This is a genomic window from Micromonospora echinofusca, from assembly GCF_900091445.1.
Classification (GTDB): Bacteria; Actinomycetota; Actinomycetes; order Mycobacteriales; family Micromonosporaceae; genus Micromonospora; species Micromonospora echinofusca.
On sequence record NZ_LT607733.1, the window covers coordinates 5,457,104 to 5,471,818 of the forward strand.

General features: G+C 72.7%; 15 protein-coding genes. 6 read left to right on the forward strand and 9 right to left on the reverse strand.

What is annotated here, in order from left to right; genetic code table 11:
• Nucleotides 1-44 precede the first annotated feature (44 nt).
• Together GA0070610_RS23180 and otsB are read left to right on the forward strand one after the other, a co-directional pair.
• On the forward strand, nt 45-398 hold the full coding sequence (locus GA0070610_RS23180; RefSeq protein WP_089002003.1) for a hypothetical protein: 354 nt from the start codon (nt 45-47) through the stop codon (nt 396-398).
• A gap of 103 nt (nt 399-501) precedes the next feature.
• A complete protein-coding gene (otsB, locus tag GA0070610_RS23185; RefSeq protein WP_089002004.1) occupies nt 502-1,326 on the forward strand; it encodes a trehalose-phosphatase in 825 nt (274 codons plus the stop codon).
• 144 nt (nt 1,327-1,470) lie between these two features.
• On the opposite strand, the gene GA0070610_RS23190 is transcribed toward otsB, so the two are convergent.
• The 4 genes from GA0070610_RS23190 to GA0070610_RS23205 all read right to left on the reverse strand — a co-directional run bounded on the left by GA0070610_RS23190 (nt 1,471) and on the right by GA0070610_RS23205 (nt 6,678).
• Nucleotides 1,471-2,241 carry an isoprenyl transferase gene (locus GA0070610_RS23190; protein WP_089002005.1) on the reverse strand — a complete coding sequence of 257 codons (771 nt, stop codon included), beginning with the start codon at nt 2,239-2,241 and terminating at the stop codon, nt 1,471-1,473.
• Between the two features lie 31 nt (nt 2,242-2,272).
• Nucleotides 2,273-3,430 (reverse strand): geranylgeranyl reductase family protein, encoded by a 1,158-nt coding sequence (locus GA0070610_RS23195; protein ID WP_231925782.1) that lies wholly within the window; start codon nt 3,428-3,430, stop codon nt 2,273-2,275.
• Between the two features lie 502 nt (nt 3,431-3,932).
• Complete coding sequence (locus GA0070610_RS23200; RefSeq protein ID WP_089002006.1) at nt 3,933-4,793, reverse strand: hypothetical protein; 861 nt, start codon at nt 4,791-4,793, stop codon at nt 3,933-3,935.
• A 43-nt stretch (nt 4,794-4,836) separates the two neighbouring features.
• Entirely contained in the window at nt 4,837-6,678 is a 1,842-nt protein-coding gene (locus GA0070610_RS23205; protein WP_089002007.1) for a phosphoenolpyruvate carboxykinase (GTP), read from the reverse strand.
• 395 nt (nt 6,679-7,073) lie between these two features.
• Here GA0070610_RS23205 and GA0070610_RS23210 point away from each other — a divergent pair, with 395 nt between their 5' ends.
• Together GA0070610_RS23210 and GA0070610_RS23215 are read left to right on the forward strand one after the other, a co-directional pair.
• The gene (locus GA0070610_RS23210) at nt 7,074-7,607 is read left to right on the forward strand and encodes a GtrA family protein (RefSeq protein ID WP_089003685.1); all 534 of its coding nucleotides are present in this window, start codon (nt 7,074-7,076) and stop codon (nt 7,605-7,607) included.
• 64 nt (nt 7,608-7,671) lie between these two features.
• The gene (locus tag GA0070610_RS23215; RefSeq protein WP_089002008.1) at nt 7,672-8,418 is read left to right on the forward strand and encodes a GtrA family protein; all 747 of its coding nucleotides are present in this window, start codon (nt 7,672-7,674) and stop codon (nt 8,416-8,418) included.
• Between the two features lie 25 nt (nt 8,419-8,443).
• Here GA0070610_RS23215 and GA0070610_RS23220 read toward each other — a convergent pair whose 3' ends face one another.
• Complete coding sequence (locus GA0070610_RS23220; RefSeq protein ID WP_089002009.1) at nt 8,444-9,016, reverse strand: PH domain-containing protein; 573 nt, start codon at nt 9,014-9,016, stop codon at nt 8,444-8,446.
• Between the two features lie 84 nt (nt 9,017-9,100).
• Nucleotides 9,101-9,976 (reverse strand): biotin--[acetyl-CoA-carboxylase] ligase, encoded by an 876-nt coding sequence (locus tag GA0070610_RS23225; protein WP_089002010.1) that lies wholly within the window; start codon nt 9,974-9,976, stop codon nt 9,101-9,103.
• A 105-nt stretch (nt 9,977-10,081) separates the two neighbouring features.
• Here GA0070610_RS23225 and GA0070610_RS23230 point away from each other — a divergent pair, with 105 nt between their 5' ends.
• Entirely contained in the window at nt 10,082-11,665 is a 1,584-nt protein-coding gene (locus GA0070610_RS23230; protein WP_089002011.1) for an acyl-CoA carboxylase subunit beta, read from the forward strand.
• Between the two features lie 55 nt (nt 11,666-11,720).
• On the opposite strand, the gene GA0070610_RS23235 is transcribed toward GA0070610_RS23230, so the two are convergent.
• From GA0070610_RS23235 to GA0070610_RS23245, 3 genes are all read right to left on the reverse strand, one after another.
• Entirely contained in the window at nt 11,721-12,632 is a 912-nt protein-coding gene (locus tag GA0070610_RS23235; RefSeq protein WP_089002012.1) for a hypothetical protein, read from the reverse strand.
• Entirely contained in the window at nt 12,625-13,125 is a 501-nt protein-coding gene (locus GA0070610_RS23240) for an RNA polymerase sigma factor (protein ID WP_089002013.1), read from the reverse strand. The genes GA0070610_RS23235 and GA0070610_RS23240 overlap by 8 nt, the downstream gene beginning before the upstream one ends.
• Before the next feature lie 83 nt (nt 13,126-13,208).
• Nucleotides 13,209-13,958 carry a M50 family metallopeptidase gene (locus GA0070610_RS23245; protein ID WP_089002014.1) on the reverse strand — a complete coding sequence of 250 codons (750 nt, stop codon included), beginning with the start codon at nt 13,956-13,958 and terminating at the stop codon, nt 13,209-13,211.
• Between the two features lie 101 nt (nt 13,959-14,059).
• Here GA0070610_RS23245 and GA0070610_RS23250 point away from each other — a divergent pair, with 101 nt between their 5' ends.
• Nucleotides 14,060-14,611 carry a Uma2 family endonuclease gene (locus tag GA0070610_RS23250; RefSeq protein WP_392567267.1) on the forward strand — a complete coding sequence of 184 codons (552 nt, stop codon included), beginning with the start codon at nt 14,060-14,062 and terminating at the stop codon, nt 14,609-14,611.
• Nucleotides 14,612-14,715 lie beyond the last annotated feature (104 nt).

Consider the following 14,715-nt stretch of genomic DNA (forward strand, 5'->3'; position numbering starts at 1 on the left):
CAAGGCCGAACCCAGCCCTGCGGGACAGAAGGAGGGGTCTGTCCATGACCCTGAAGTGGATGGCAGTCGTGATCGCCACCGTGTCGCTGACACTGGGCGTGACCGGAAACGTGGTGACCCTGGCGGTCAACGGCGGGCAGCTTCCCCTGCTCGTCAACCTCCTCGCGCTCACCTCCGCCAGCACCGCGGTGATCCTGGCCGTGGTCGCCGAGCTGCACGACCGGCTCGACAACCGGGTCAGCGCCCTGACCGACTTCCTCGTCGGCCGGCTGAAGGAGATCGAGGAGCGCACCGGCGACCGCAACAGCGGATTCGTCGAGGGCTACCTGCTCAGCCACGGCCAGGATGCCGCCGTCGTGCCGTTCGGCCGGCGGGGACGGGGAGCCGCCGAACGCTGACCGTCGGGCCCGCCGCGCACCGACCGCACGCCTCCGGGGCGCCGGCCGGCAGCCACCGCTCGGGCGGGGATTGAGCCGTCCCGCCCGGGGTACGCTGTCGCGCGTGCCGCCGTTGAATCTGGGCAACCAGCAGCCGAGGACCCCGTTGGACGCCGAGCAGGCCTGGCGGACGACCGCCGGTCGGTCGGCCGGGACCGTGCTCTTCTTCGACTTCGACGGCACCCTGGCGCCGGTCGACGACGATCCCACCGCCGTCCGCCCCGCCCCGAAGGTGCTGGCCGCGATCGAGGCGCTCGCCCCGGTGGTCCGGCGCGTCGCGATCGTCTCCGCACGCCCGGTCGACTTCCTCCGGGACCACCTCGGCGGCCTGTCCGGCGTCGACCTCTACGGCCTCTACGGCCTGGAGCACAGCCACTCCGGCGGCGAGACCGTGACGGAGCCGGCGGCCCTGCCCTGGGTGCCCACCATGGCCGAGCTGAACGACCTGGCCCGGGCCGAGCTGCCCGAGGGCACCCTGGTGGAGTACAAGCGGCTCTCCGTGGCGCTGCACTGGCGCACCGCGCCGCAGCTCGGCGCGGACGTGGAGCGGTGGGGTCGGGCCCAGGCCGAGCGGCTCGGGCTCAAGGTCCAGGCCGGGCGCATGGTGCTGGAGCTCAAGCCGCCGGTCGACCGCGACAAGGGCATGGTGATCGACGAGATCGTCCGGGACGCCGAGGGCGCCTGGTACTTCGGCGACGACGTCTCCGACATCAAGGCGTTCGCCGCGCTGCGGGCCCGGGCCGCCGCCGATCCGCACTTCTTCGGCGTCTGCGTCGCCGTCGCCAACCCGGAGACCGGTCACGAGGTCGCGGAGGCCGCCGACCTGACCCTGGACTCCCCCGCCGCCCTCGGCGACTTCCTCACCGACGCCACCCGACACCTCACCTGACGCGCCCGCGCCGGCCGGGGCCGCACGCGCGCAGGCGCGCCCCGGCTACGACGCGCGCACCGGCCCGCCCCGCTACGGCGCGCGCTGCGGGGCCGGCCGGGCGACGGCGCTGCGGGGCCGGCCGGGCGAGGGCGCTGCGGGCGGTCAGGCGCCGTAGCGGCGTTGCCGGTTGGCGTAGGAGCGCAGGGCGCGCAGGAAGTCGATGTGCCGGAAGTCGGGCCAGTTCAACTCGCAGAAGTAGAACTCCGAGTGCGCCGACTGCCACAGCATGAAGCCGGAGAGGCGCTGCTCGCCGCTGGTCCGGATGACCAGGTCGGGGTCGGGCTGCCCCCGGGTGTAGAGGTGCTCGGCGATGTGCTCGACGTCCAGCACCTCGGCCAGTTCCTCGATGGTGCCGCCGGTGGCGGCGTACTCCAGCAGCAGCGAGCGCACCGCGTCGGTGATCTCCCGTCGGCCGCCGTAGCCCACCGCGATGTTGACCTCGGCCCCGCCGCTGCGGTCCCGCGTGCGTTCCTCGGCGGCCTTCAGCGCGGCGGCGGTCGAGGCGGGCAGCAGGTCGAGCGCGCCGACCATCCGCAGCCGCCAGGGGTTGCCCTCCTCGGCCAGCTCGACCACCAGGTCCTCGATGATCTGGAGCAGCGGGTCGAGTTCCTTGGCCGGTCGGCGCAGGTTGTCGGTGGCGAGGAGATAGAGCGTCACGTGCCCGATGCCGGCCTGGTTGCACCAGCCCAGCATGTGCTTGATCTTGACGGCGCCCATGCGGTGCCCGTCGTTCGGGTCGACGTAGCCCATCTCCCGGGCCCAACGACGGTTGCCGTCGCACATCACGCCGACGTGCCGGGGCACCGGCTTGCCCGCGAGCTTCGCCGTCAGGCGACGCTCGTACACCGAGTAGATCAGGTCCCGCAGAGTCATCACCTTGCAGCGTAGCGACCCACGCCCCGGATCACCGCCTCGGAATGCGTTCCCGCGCCGACAGACCGATGCCGATCATGCCGAGGGCGCGGGCGTCGAGCCGCCCGTCGCCCAGCCCCAACTCGACCACCGTCCGGTAGACGCGGTCGTCCCGGCGGGCCGCGCGGACCGCCGCGTCGACCACCTGTCGGCGCCGGGCCAGCCACGCCGCGACCGAGCTGTGCCGCAGGTGGGTGCCGAGGCGGCGGCGCAGCGTCGCCGCGTACCGCCGGGCGGCCTGCTCGGGCGAGCCGGCGGCAGCCGCCCCGGCGAGCGCCCCGGAGAGCAGCGCGTAGAAGATGCCCTCCCCGGTGAACGGGTTGATCAGGGAGAGCGCGTCGCCGGCGAGCACCAGCCGCCCCTGCCCCGGGGTGGGGCGGTGCGTCGACAGCGGCAGGTGGTGGGCGCGCAGGTCGGTGACCGTGGCCGGGTCCGTGCCGGGCAGCAGCGCGCCGAGCCGGTCGACCAGGTGCGCCCGGCTCAGCGGCTCGCCCCGCAGCACCTCCCCGTACCCGACGTTCGCCCGACCGTCGCCGATCGGGAACGACCAGGCGTACGCCGGCCAGCGCGGCGCCGAGGTGACGATGAGCTGTTCGGGCGGGCCGGTCAGCGCCGGCGCGTACCCCCGGATGGCGAGCGCCAGGTGCCGGTCGGGATTCGGCCGGTGGCCCAGGGCCCGCCGGAGGACGGACCCGGCGCCGTCCGCGCCGACCACCGCCCGCGCCGCCAGCCCGCCGTCGAGCACCACCCGGTCGGCCCGGACCTCGACGTGCCGCACCGCGTGCCGGCGCAGCCGCGCGCCGGCCGCGACCGCCGCCGCCACCAGCCGGGCGTCGAAGACCTTCCGGGGCACGGTGTACGCGGGCCGCGGCAGCGCCCGCGCCACGGTGCCGCCACCCGGGCCGACCAGCCGGAGCGCCGGCAGTGGCGTGTACCCGGCCACCGCGTCGGGCACCCCCAGCTCGTCCAGTACGTCCAACGCGTGCGCGGCGATGCCGTCCCCGCACGCCTTGTCCCGGGGAAAGTCGCTCCGGTCCAGCAGCAGTACGCTCGCCCCCGCCCGCCGGGCCGCCAGCGCCGCGGCCGACCCCGCCGGACCGGCCCCGACCACCACCACGTCGAACTCGTCGCCCACGGACTCGTCGCCCACCGCGTCGCCTCCCACCGCCGGTCCGGCTCCCTGCGGCCATCCTGCCGCCGCGAGCGCGCAGCGCACCGGAACCCGCCCGGCACGTCAACGAGGACCGCGAACTCACCGGCGTCCTCCCGGGGACCTCGCTGCGACCCACGAACCAGAAGTCGAGGTCCGGTCCGGGGCCCCCGGACCATCCCGGCGACGACGGCGCCTCCCTACGACGGCGGGATGACGGCGTCCAGGAGATCTTGGCAGTTACGTGCCCCTGGAGGGGCGTGTTCCTACCAAGATCGCCGAAGGGCTGGGGGCGAGCCTGAGGGCGGTGTCGTGGGCGGGGCAGGTCGACAGCGCGAATGGCACCAAAGCCCGGGCTGGTGGGGAACGTCCGGGGCGGGTCCGGGTTCTGCGGCGGATGGTGATCACGCTGGCTAGGGGCGGTGCCTGGATACGAGCGGACCGGCAGAGCCGCGCCGGCATGGCACCTCCGGGGAGACGTGTCGGGCTGTCCGGCGGCGCCCTACGCCCGCCGGACGGCGCGTTCGGCGCGGGCGGCGCGCCAGAGGCCGTAGAGCGTCAGCGCCGCCGCGGCCACCAGCGGCCCGCCGTCGCGGACCAGACCGTCCGGGCCGAGCAGCCACCAGCACAGCGGCAGGTCGACGGCGAGCACGACAGCGGTGACGACCAGCAGCAGCGTGCGCGCCCAGCCCTTGCCGCGCATGAGGAAGGCGGTGCAGAAGAGCACCGCGTAGCTGGTCACGATCCCGGCGGCGAACCAGAGCAGCACGGCCGGCACGGCGGTCAGCCGGTCGTCCAGCACCGCGCCGCCGGCGACCAGGGCCGGGACCAGCATGAGCGGGCTGTACGTGAACGCCGCGACCCGGCTGGTGAGCAGCCAACCGTTGACCTCCGGCCGGCGGGGCGGGGTCTCCCGCCAGGAGATGCCCTCGCGGTCGATGACCAGCCGGGGCCGGTGGCGGACCAGGTGGCCGGACACGGCAGGCGAGCGGTAGAGCAGCCAGACCACGGCGGCGCAGAGCACGGTGAGCAGGGCGAAGCCGAGCAACCCCGGCAGCGGCGGCACGCCCTGGCGGGGCACGATCAGCCGGCCGACCGCGAAGACCGTGGTCACCGCCAGGATCAGCCCGAACGGCCGGGCCACCCGCCGGCCCCGACGGACGTGCCCGATCAGCAGCAGGAAGCCGAGCGAGCGCAGCATCGCCCAGCCCGTCCGTACCGCCAGCCCGAAGCCCTGCTCCGGGGCGTACCACCAGTTGAGCAGCTCGACCACGACGGTGGCCACCGCGGTCAGCGCGAGCAGCGTGGTCAGCGCCCGGACGGCGGACGGCCGCCGGACCTCGGTCGCGGCGGCCGTCCTCATGGGAACCGATGATGCCCGCTCGGGGCGTCGGTCACACCTGTCGTCAGCGCTGCGGCGCCGCGTCGAGCCGGGCACGCAGCGCGTCCAGCTCGGCCCAGAGCACGCCGGGCAGCTTGTCGCCGAACTTCTCGAACCACTCGGTGACCATCGGGAGCTCCTTGCGCCACTCCTCCGCGTCGACCTTCAGCGCGATCCGGACGTCCTCCGGGGTCATGTCCAGGCCCTCGACGTCGAGCGCGTCCTGGGCCGGGACCATGCCGATCGGGGTCTCCACCGCGTCGGCGCGCCCCTCGATCCGCTCGATGATCCACTTGAGCACCCGGGAGTTCTCGCCGAAGCCGGGCCAGAGGAAGTTGCCCTCCGGGTCCTTGCGGAACCAGTTGACGTAGTAGATCTTCGGCAGCTTGGACTCGTCGCCGTCGGTGCCCTTGCCCATCTCGATCCAGTGCCGGAAGTAGTCGCCGGCGTGGTAGCCGATGAACGGCAGCATGGCCATTGGGTCGCGGCGGACGACGCCGACCGCGCCGGAGGCGGCGGCGGTGGTCTCCGAGGAGAGCGTCGCGCCCATGTAGACGCCGTGCACCCAGTCGCGGGCCTCGGTCACCAGCGGGATGGTGTCCCGGCGGCGACCGCCGAAGAGGATCGCGTCGATCGGCACGCCGTTCGGGTCGTAGTAGTCCTCGGCGAGGATCGGGCACTGCGTGATCGGGGTGCAGAACCGGCTGTTCGCGTGCGAGGAGAGGCTGTCGCTCTCCGGCGTCCAGTCGTTGCCCTTCCAGTCGACCAGGTGCGCCGGCGGCTCGCCCATGCCCTCCCACCAGATGTCCCCGTCGTCGGTCAGGGCCACGTTGGTGAAGATGGAGTTGCCGCGGTCGAGCGTGCGCATCGCGTTGGCGTTGGTCTTCCAGTCGGTGCCGGGCGCGACGCCGAAGAGGCCGTACTCGGGGTTGACCGCGTAGAGGCGTCCGTCGGGGCCGAAGCGCATCCAGGCGATGTCGTCGCCGATGGTCTCGACCTTCCAGCCCGGGACGGTCGGCTCCAGCATCGCCAGGTTGGTCTTGCCGCAGGCCGACGGGAAGGCCCCGGCGACGTGGTAGACCTTGCCCTCCGGCGAGGTGATCTTGAGGATGAGCATGTGCTCGGCGAGCCAGCCCTCGTCACGGCCCATCACGCTGGCGATCCGCAGCGAGTAGCACTTCTTGCCCAGCAGCGAGTTGCCGCCGTAGCCGGAGCCGAAGGACCAGATCTCCCGGCTCTCCGGGAAGTGCGAGATGTACTTCGTCTCGTTGCACGGCCACGCCACGTCCTGCTGGCCCGGGGCGAGCGGCGCGCCGATGGAGTGCAGCGCGTGGACGAAGTCCGCGTCGTCGCCCATGGCCTCCAGGACCGTGGCGCCCATCCGGGTCATGATGCGCATGGAGGCGACCACGTACGGGCTGTCGGTGATCTCGACGCCGAACATGGGGCTCTCGGCCTCGACCGGGCCCATGCAGAACGGGATGACGTACATGGTGCGCCCGCGCATGCAACCGCGGTACAGCTCCGTCATCGTCCGCTTCATCTCGGCCGGCGCCATCCAGTTGTTGGTGGGGCCGGCGTCCGCCTCGTCGACGGAGCAGATGAAGGTGCGCTCCTCGACCCGGGCGACGTCCGTCGGGTCGGTGCGCGCGTAGAACGAGTTGGGCTTCTTCTCGGGGTTGAGTCGGATCAGGGTGCCGGCCTCGACCAGCTCGTCGGTGAGTCGACGCCATTCCTCGTCGGACCCGTCCACCCAGACGACACGGTCGGGGGTGGTCAGTTCAGCGACCTCACGGACCCAGGCGAGCAGTTTGGGGTGGGACGTCGGGGCCTGATCGATACCCCGAACGGTAGCCGGAGCAACCATGACACATCTCCTTGGTGGTCGACGCTGACCGATCTATGGGATGCACGAGTCTTGACGGCGCCATGCGTCGTCTTCGTGGAAACCTGGGATTGGCCTCAGCGTAAACCGGGCGAGGTCACCAGTCAGTGGGACTGGTTGTGAAGAACTGCACAAGCTGCGGTCACGCTGCGGCATCACGAGCTAATACCCGCTTTCACGCGCAGTTTCACGCAAATGCTCTGGTGAAACCTCACACCCCCGCCAGCGGCGTCCCGTCGACGGAACCCACCGAACCGCCCCGCCGCGTCGTCGATCTCGTTACGCTCTGTCCACAGGCGCACACCCGGACAGGTGGTCCGTCGTTGCTACCCGTGCGGGGTGCCGCCAGCCGGTAGGCTCGCGTCGTGGCCGCGACGATGACCGGGGAGCCCGGCTCCCGGCAGACCCGCACGGGTCTGGTCCACTCGCTGGTGGACCGTTTCGGCCATCTGGTCCGCGAGCTGAGCAAGTTCGCCACCGTGGGCGGGGTCGCCTTCCTGATCGACTTCGCGCTCTTCAACTACCTGACGAGCGTGCGGGGCGTCGAGCAGGTCACCGCGAAGACCATCTCGACGGTGATCGCGGCGACCGTCGCGTTCGTCGGCAACCGGTTCTGGACGTGGCGCCACCGCAAGCGCTCCAACCCGGCCCGCGAGTACGCGCTGTTCTTCTTCTTCAACGGCGTCGGCCTGGGGATCGCCGTGGCCTGCCTCGCGATCAGCCGCTACGGCCTGGGCAGCATCTGGCCGGAGGTGTTCCAGACCCCGCTGGCGGACAACATCGCCAGCTTCATCGTCGGGACCGGCCTCGGGACGCTGTTCCGGTTCTGGTCCTACCGACGGTTCGTCTTCGTCGAAGCGGGAACTCCCACCGTTCCGGAAGAGAAGGACGACCGAGACCACCGGGCGTGACCTCCCGCCCACCCCGTCCCGGCCGGAGCCTGCCGGCCCCGCCCACTGCCCTAAGGTGTTCCGCATGCGTCTTGTCCGTCTGCTGCCTGAGCGCTGGCAGAAGTTCATCCACGAGGCGCTCAAGTTCGGAATCGTCGGCGGCGTCAACACCGTAATCAATTACGCCGTGTTCAACGCGCTCGCACTGACCGTTTTCGTCGACGGTCAACTGAAGGCGACGGTCATCGCGACCGTGGTGGCCACCATCACGTCGTATCTGATGAATCGTCACTGGACGTACCGGGATCGCCCGAAAGCGGCCATGCGGCGCGAGTACGTCCTCTTTTTCCTTTTCAACGGGGCCGGCCTGCTCATCGAGCTGGGCGTCCTGGCCGCCGCCAAGTACGGACTGGGCCTGACCAGCCTGCTCGCCCTCAACGTGGCGAAGACCGGCGGCGTGCTGTTGGCGACGCTGTTCCGCTTCTGGTCCTACCGGACGTTCGTCTTCCAACCGGCACCCGCCCACGCGGCGGACACGTGGCACAGCATTCCGCGCGACGAGTGGGACACGATGGCCGAGATGGACCCGGTGGCCGAGCTGGCCGAGTCGATCTCCGAGCTGGAGGAGTCCGAGCCGCCGCCGGGTGCCGGGCGGCGCGTCCCGCGCGTCGCGCCCGGCCCGGGCCCCGCGCCGGCGGCGGGCCCGGCGGCCCCGGTCCAGGGGCGCCCCGCCCCGCTCGACGCCGGCCTCGGCGGCTCGCTGGATCGGGAACTGGAAGCGGAACTGGCCGCCGAGCTCCAGGCGAGTACCCGCCGCCCGCCGCGCCGCTGACCCGCGCCGGGGCCCGCCGCCGGTCTCAGGCGGTGGGGTCGCGCAGGGGCTTGCCGTCGTGCAGGTCCGCCAGGATGTCGCGCATCTCGGAGTCACCGAGGGAGTGCTTGTCGTGGTGGGCCTCCACCAGCTCGTAGAGCTTGGTCTGGACCTGACCGACCTTCGGCACGTCGTGCAGGACCGACTGGCCGCGCTCGCCGGCCGACTCGATGGTCAGCGTCCCGCAGCCGAGCAGGCGCTCCACGAACCGCTGGTTCATGGCGTGGTCGTTGATCCGGGTCAGCGGGATGTCCCGCCGGTCCCGGGAGAGCACGCCCTGCTGGAGCAGCACCCGCTCGTCGGTGAAGAGGTAGTGGGTGGTCCGCCAGACCAGGAACGGCCACAGCGCCAGCCACAGCACCGCCAGCAGGGCCAGGCCACCGATGACGGCGAGCGCGATCGAGCCGCCCCCGCCGGACGGCAGCAGGACCACACCGGCCACCACCGCCGCGATGGCGAGCACGAGCACCGCGACCGGCCGGACCAGCGCCTTCCAGTGCGGGTGCAGGTGCAGTACGACGTGCTCGTCCTCGGTGAGCACGTCATCGGGGAACGCCACGGGAACCTCCTCGCAGAAACGGACGCGCTGACCGTAACCGCTCCCCTGTCGCCGGGGGATCAGCCGCGCGGCGGTCTGCGGGATTCAGCGCAGGTGCAGCACGTCGCCGGCCGCGAGGGCGCGGGTGCCGGCGGAGGTGGCGACCAGCAGCTGGCCGTCGGCGTCCACGCCGGTCGCGGTGCCGGTCACCTCCTCGCCGCCGGGCAGCAGCACGCGTACCTGCCGGTCGACCGTCGCGCAGGCGGCCAGGTAGGCGTCGCGCAGGCCGCAGGCGACCGCGTCGCCGCCGGCCGCGCGCCACTCGGCGTACCAGTCGGCGATCCCGCGCAGCAGTGCCCGCAGCAGCGGGTCCCGGTCGGTGGCCGCCGCGCCGGCCAGTTGCAGGGAGGTCGCCGGCAGCCCCGTCGGGTTCTCCGGCAGCTCGTCCGCGCGCAGCGTGACGTTGAGGCCGACGCCGAGCACGATCGCGGGCGGCCGGGCCGGCGAGGCCCCCGGCACCGCCTCGGCGAGGATCCCGGCGCACTTCGCGTCGCCGACGAGCAGGTCGTTCGGCCACTTCAGGCCCGCGTCCAGCTCGGCCAGCCGGGTGACCGCCTCGACGAGGGCGACGCCGGCGAGCAGCGGCAGCCAGCCGTACCCCGTCTGGGGTGCCGCCGGCCAGTCGCGGTCGGCGACGGCCTCCCCGGGGCGGAGCAGCACGCTGGTGGCGATGCCGGCCCGGGCCGGCGACTGCCAGACCCGGCCGCGCCGGCCGCGCCCGGCCGTCTGCCGCTCGGCGACCACCACCAGGCCCTCGGGCTCGCCGGCCCGGGCCGCCTCGGCGGCGTCCGCGTTGGTCGAGCCGGTCTCGGCCCGCAGTTCCAGCCGGGCCCAGGGTCCGTGCGGGGCGACCAGCGCCCGCCGCAGCCGCGCCGCCGACAGCGGCGGGCGGTCCAGATCGGTGTACGGCGAACCCGGCATCCCGTCAGCCTACGGCCGCCCCCGTCCGGCCGGCCCGGGGCGTCGCGGCTCGGCTGAGGCGAACTGCACAGCGGCGGCGGCCTGAACCATCGTTATATTCCCAGGGTGACTACCGAGACCGGGATCAACCTCCACAGCACCGCGGGCAAGCTGGCCGACCTGGATCGGCGGGTCGACGAGGCGGTGCACGCCGGGTCGGCGCGTGCGGTCGAGAAGCAGCACGCGAGGGGCAAGAAGACCGCCCGCGAGCGCATCGAGATGCTCCTCGACGAGGGTTCCTTCGTCGAGCTGGACGAGCTGGCCCGGCACCGGTCCACGAACTTCGGGCTGGCGAAGACCCGCCCGTACGGCGACGGCGTCATCACCGGCTACGGCACCGTCGACGGCCGGCAGGTCTGCGTCTTCGCCCAGGACTTCACCGTCTTCGGCGGCTCCCTCGGCGAGGTCTTCGGCGAGAAGATCGTCAAGGTGATGGACCTGGCCATGAAGATCGGCTGCCCGGTCGTCGGCATCAACGACTCCGGGGGCGCGCGCATCCAGGAGGGTGTCGCCTCGCTCGGCCTCTACGGCGAGATCTTCTTCCGCAACGTACGGGCCAGCGGCGTCATCCCGCAGATCTCCCTGATCATGGGTCCGTGCGCCGGCGGCGCGGTCTACTCCCCGGCGGTCACCGACTTCACCGTGATGGTCGACCAGACCTCCCACATGTTCATCACCGGCCCGGACGTCATCAAGACGGTCACCGGCGAGGACGTCGGCATGGAGGAGCTGGGCGGCGCCCGTACGCACAACTCGCGCAGCGGCAACGCGCACTACCTCGCCACCGACGAGCAGGACGCGATCGACTACGTCAAGGCGCTGCTGTCGTACCTGCCGTCGAACAACCTGGACGAGCCGGTGGTCTTCGACGCCCCCGCCGACCCCGACGTGACCGACGCCGACCGGGAACTGGACACGCTCATCCCCGACTCGGCCAACCAGCCGTACGACATGCACCGGGTCATCGAGCACGTCCTCGACGACGGCGAGTTCCTGGAGGTCCAGCCGCTCTACGCGCAGAACATGGTCGTCGGCTACGGCCGCGTCGAGGGCCGGCCGGTAGGCGTGGTCGCGAACCAGCCGATGCACTTCGCCGGCACCCTGGACATCGCCGCCTCGGAGAAGGCCGCCCGGTTCGTGCGCACCTGCGACGCGTTCAACATCCCGGTGCTGACCTTCGTGGACGTCCCCGGCTTCCTGCCGGGCACCGGGCAGGAGTGGGACGGCATCATCCGCCGGGGCGCGAAGCTCATCTACGCGTACGCCGAGGCCACCGTCCCGAAGGTCACCGTGATCACCCGCAAGGCGTACGGCGGGGCGTACGACGTGATGGGCTCCAAGCACCTCGGCGCGGACCTGAACTTCGCGTGGCCGACCGCGCAGATCGCGGTGATGGGCGCGCAGGGTGCGGTGAACATCCTCTACCGCTCGGAGCTGGCCGCCGCCGAGGACCCGGCAGCCGTGCGGGCGGAGAAGATCGCCGAGTACGAGGACACCCTCGCCAACCCGTACATCGCGGCGGAGCGCGGTTACGTGGACAGCGTCATCCCGCCGCACGAGACGCGCACCCAGATCGTCCGCGCGCTGCGGATGCTGCGTACCAAGCGCGAGACCCTGCCCCCGAAGAAGCACGGCAACATCCCGCTCTGACGCCGCCGTGCCCGGCCGGCCCGGCCGATCGCCGCGCCGGCCGGGCACGGGTCGGTCAGCAGCCTGGATTCGCCGACGCGCACATCCGGCGCGCCGCCGTCCTGCCCAGCGTCTGTAGGTCGGCGGAGCTCAGGCCGCCGGGGCGCGTTCCGGCGGCCGTGTCCTCCAGGGTCCCCGGGCTGAGCGCGACCACGGTGACCAGGTCGCCGACCCGCACCACCATGGTGACCTCGACCGCCTCGTCCGCGGCCGCCACCTTCCCGCTGACCCGCAGGCGGGAGGGCATCGACACGTGGCGCAGCATCACGGACTCGTCGCCGGCGAAGCCGCTGATCGACGTCTCCCAGCGGTGCGTCTGGGTGGTCGCCACCGGACTGCCGCCAAAGAGCGTGGACTTCGTCAGCTGCCACTCGGCACAGGCGTTGAGCAGCAACCCGACCAGGCCGAAGACCAGCCGGCCCTGGCCCGGATGGACACGGTAGACGTCCTGGGTGAGCGCCGGGCCCCGCGTCACCGGGCTCACCGGGGCCCAGAGCAGGGTCTGCGACCGCGAGTAGCGGGACGTGGGCGCCGCCGACGGCACGCCCCGCTCGCGGCCGCAGGACTCCAGCACCGGGTCGACCCGTACCGGTTCCATCAGGCCGGCCTCGCCGAGCTGCACGCCGGTCCTCAGGGGCAGGTCCGCCGGGGCGAGCAGCGCGTCCTGCGGGATCTCGGCCGGCCCGGCGGTCGTCGGCGACGCGGCGGTGGCGGCGGCCACGGGCGCCGGGGGCGCGTCCCTCCGCCCGGCCCACTCCCCGACCGCCACGGCCGAGCCGGAGACGACGACGAGCACCGCGACGGCCGCCGTCAGCGCCGTACGCCTGCTGCGTCTGCGCGCCCGCGCGCGGATCTCCGCCGGCTCCGGCCAGCGGACGTCACGCAGGTCACGGTGCAGTTGTTCGACGAACCTCGGCTCGTCACGCATCGGCGGCCTCCTCCAGGTCAGAGACGGCGAGCAGCCCGGCGAGCGCGGCACGCCCCCGGGAGAGTCGGGCCTTGACGGTGCCCACCGGGGCGGCCGTCTGCCGGGCCACCTCGGCGACCGGCATGCCCATCAGGTAGTAGAGCGCGATGGCGGTGCGCTGTTCCTCGGGGAGCCGCCGCAGGGCGGTGACCACCTCCACGGTGGCGGTGTCCGGGCCGGGCACGCTCTCGTTGGCGCCGTGCCGCAGGTAGGCGCGGGCCCGGCTGCGCAGGCTGCGCCACCGGCTGACCGCGATCCGGCTCGCCACGACCCGCACCCACGCCTCCGGCTCCTCGTACCCGCTCACCGTCGACCAGCGCTGCCAGGCCCGGATGTACGCCTCCTGCACGGCGTCCTGCGCCTCGGCGAGGTCGCCGGTGAGCGCGTAGACGAAGCCGAGCAGCCGTTGCCGGCTGCCCCGGTAGAACTCGTCGAACCCGTCGACGTCCGGCACCTGCTACCTCCCCGTGACGGTCACAGGGGACACGCGCCCGGCGGTGCCGCCGGTTGCCCGGCCGGCCGGTCATTTTCCGGGGGTCAGGTTCCGAGTGTCAGGCCGGCCTCGGTGACGATCGGACCGGCCAGCAGCAGCGCGCCGGCGCCGAGGGCGACCAGGTTGACCAGGGCGAAGACGGTGACCCAGAAGAACGCGGGCAGCGGGGTGAGACCGGCGAGCTGGTCGGCGTCGGAGGCGGGCATCCGGCCGCGCGAGCGCATCCGTTGCAGCTCCACCACCGGCCGTACGCCGCCGAGCAGCAGGAACCACACCCCGGCGTACGCGAACGCCGCCTGCACCTGCGGCGTGGCGTACCAGGAGACGGCGAGCACCACCCCGCCGGTGACCAGCAGTGAGATCACCCCGAAGACGTTACGGATCATGACCAGCATGGCCAGCAGCAGCGCCACGGCGACCCAGAGCAGCAGGGTGATCCGGTTGCCGCCGAGCAGCCACGCGCCGGCCAGCCCGACCAGCGGCGGGGCGACGTAGCCGGCGAGCAGGGTGAGGATCATCCCCGGGCCGGTGGGCCGGCCGGCCGAGAGGGTCAGCCCGGAGGTGTCGGAGTGCAGCCGGATGCCGTGCAGGCGGCGGCCGGTGAGCAGGGCGACCAGCGCGTGCCCGCCCTCGTGGGCGATCGTGATGGCGTTGCGGGCGATCCGCCAGGGCAGGCGGGTGCTGACCACCACCAGCGCGACGGCGGCGGTCAGCAGCACCAGCAGGGGCGGTGGGTCCGGCTGCGCCGCGAACAACTTGTCCCAGAGACCGCCGAGCCCGTCGATCGACACCATGGGGCGCGAGCCTACCGGCCCCGACCTGTGTCGCTGCGTCCTCTCCGGCCCGTATCAAGGGAGGCTGATCCGGTGGCGACAGGAGCGGGAGGTGGACGCCGGTGAGCGTGGTCCTCCGGGAACCCCACGTCGGGCTGTGGACCGAGGCCGAGTACCTCGCCATGGGCGAGACGCCGCACCGGATCGAGTTGCTCGACGGGAGCCTGATCGTGAGCCCTGCCCCGAGCAAGCGGCACCAGTTGGTGTCGTGGAGCCTGACGAACAGCCTGCGGCCGGCAGCGCTGCCGCAGGGCCTACTGGTCTTCGAGGCGGTGAACGTCCGGCTCGGCGTCGACCGCATCGTCATCCCCGACGTGGTGGTGGCCGACACCGACGACGAGGGCACCGTGGTCGAGGCGAGTGCGGTCGTCCTCGTCTGCGAGATCGTCCCGCCGGGGAACGCGGCCGCCGACCGGTTGGTCAAGATGCAGCTCTACGCGATCGCCGGGATCCCGTGGTACCTGCTGGTCGAGCAGGACGGGGCCGGCCACTCGCTGCGGCTGCACCGGCTCGACGGCACGCACTACGTCGAGGAGCAGGTCGCGAAGCCGGGCGAGGAACTCCACCTGACCGAGCCGGTCCGCTGGCGCGTCGACCCGGCCACGCTGCGCTGAGGCGGCGACACCCGCTCGGCGCGGTAATCCACTTCTACCGTTAATGAAGAATTCCTTAAGGGATGTCTCGTAACCCCGGTGTCTGTCCGTTGAGGATGGTCGGT

Coding starts and splice junctions, on each gene's coding strand:
- GA0070610_RS23180 (WP_089002003.1), top strand. CDS start 45: ATGACCCTGAAGTGGATGGCAGTCGTGATCGCCACCGTGTCGCTGACA.
- GA0070610_RS23190 (WP_089002005.1), bottom strand. CDS start 2,241: ATGACTCTGCGGGACCTGATCTACTCGGTGTACGAGCGTCGCCTGACG.
- GA0070610_RS23200 (WP_089002006.1), bottom strand. CDS start 4,793: ATGAGGACGGCCGCCGCGACCGAGGTCCGGCGGCCGTCCGCCGTCCGG.
- GA0070610_RS23205 (WP_089002007.1), bottom strand. CDS start 6,678: ATGGTTGCTCCGGCTACCGTTCGGGGTATCGATCAGGCCCCGACGTCC.
- GA0070610_RS23210 (WP_089003685.1), top strand. CDS start 7,074: ATGACCGGGGAGCCCGGCTCCCGGCAGACCCGCACGGGTCTGGTCCAC.
- GA0070610_RS23215 (WP_089002008.1), top strand. CDS start 7,672: ATGCGTCTTGTCCGTCTGCTGCCTGAGCGCTGGCAGAAGTTCATCCAC.
- GA0070610_RS23225 (WP_089002010.1), bottom strand. CDS start 9,976: ATGCCGGGTTCGCCGTACACCGATCTGGACCGCCCGCCGCTGTCGGCG.
- GA0070610_RS23235 (WP_089002012.1), bottom strand. CDS start 12,632: ATGCGTGACGAGCCGAGGTTCGTCGAACAACTGCACCGTGACCTGCGT.
- GA0070610_RS23245 (WP_089002014.1), bottom strand. CDS start 13,958: ATGGTGTCGATCGACGGGCTCGGCGGTCTCTGGGACAAGTTGTTCGCG.